Below are 1,220 nucleotides of genomic sequence, written 5' to 3'. Positions count from 1 at the left end.
TTACCCATAGTATCATCTTCTTATTTTTTCAAATCTGGGACATCTGTCCTAAATTATATGCAGAATATACTTATGTGTCAACGACAAGAATAATTGGGTCAAAAATTGGTTAATTTAGTTAATTTGTTTGGTATGAGATCGGCTTCTACCGTCAGCAAGGTCAATAATCGAGCTATTTGGTCACCATGGAAATAGGCAGAGAATACGCGGCCTTTTCTACGGTATAATATATGAAAATAGAAACCGAGAACATTGTATGGCGCAATTGAAAAGAGGGGTTCTAATGACGCTGACTAAGGGTGATTTCAAAAGAAAAACGGCCTTTACGCTTGTAGAGGTATTGATTGCTGTAGTGCTGGTCGGGATACTGGCAGGATTGATGATGCTGAGTTCGGGCGCAACGATTGACGCGAGCCAGCGCGCCGTCTGCGCCGCAAACCGCCGCACGATAAAGAGCGCCTACTCCGTGGAAAGCACGGGAAGCGGCAAAAATTTCAACGAGAACCTTAAAAACGCGATGGCGCAGTTTTCACAGGCCGCGCACAATAACACAGATGTCGGCTCAGGCAAAGCCCTGTACACAGGGATCTGTCCAGCGAAGGGCGCATATCTAATCATCCTTGACGACGGTGATAAATTGAGTATTTTTTGCAGCATTAAGGGGCACGACCATGATGGAGAGGAAATCTCGGACTCAACGACTCTTTATGATAAGGTTTTAGAAAAATACAAGGAACTTGCTGGAACCAACGGACATCCGGGCGGAATTGAGTTAATGGAGAAACTGCGAAAAGATTTTCCAGAACTTTTCAATATTCCTTTCTCTTACAATGGGAAAGAGCTGTATCTGAAATCGGATGTGAAATGGGACGGTAAAGCAGTGCTGTATGCCAGTGAAAAAACATACGATAATGGGGGTAACAGATTCACAGTTGCGTATATATACGACAATCGCAACGATAAATGGTACAACGTCTCTCCTGCCTTTGCGACAAGCTCAATAGATAATTTTGATAAAATTTACAATGCTATTGACGGCAACGGCACAATAACAGGTGTTGACGGAAACACCGTAGAATTCACCGCGGCGCCGGACTTCAAACCTTTCTAACAGCGCTCGCTGCACCCCATCTGCGTAACCAGCGGGCGCTCGACTTTTGACCGCAGCACAAAAAGCGTTATCTCAGACGGCACTCCCAGCCGAAGCGCGAAGCCGTTCC

Annotated in this window: 1 protein-coding gene; it reads left to right on the top strand. The window is 45.3% G+C overall.

The window, feature by feature from the left end; all coding sequences use genetic code 11:
- Positions 1–283: 283 nt before the first annotated feature.
- A complete protein-coding gene (locus RRY12_13260) occupies positions 284–1,111 on the top strand; it encodes a type II secretion system protein (GenBank protein MEG2185643.1) in 828 nt (275 codons plus the stop codon).
- The last annotated feature ends 109 nt before the right edge of the window (positions 1,112–1,220 follow it).

The sequence above is a fragment of the Cloacibacillus sp. genome (genome assembly GCA_036655895.1).
GTDB lineage: Bacteria > Synergistota > Synergistia > Synergistales > Synergistaceae > JAVVPF01.
Note: the sequence above shows the minus strand (reverse complement) of the source record. Positions and strands in the feature narration are given on the sequence as shown.

Bases quoted from the DNA above. Each gene is read 5' to 3' on its own strand.
- RRY12_13260 (MEG2185643.1), top strand. From the start codon at position 284: ATGACGCTGACTAAGGGTGATTTCAAAAGAAAAACGGCCTTTACGCTT.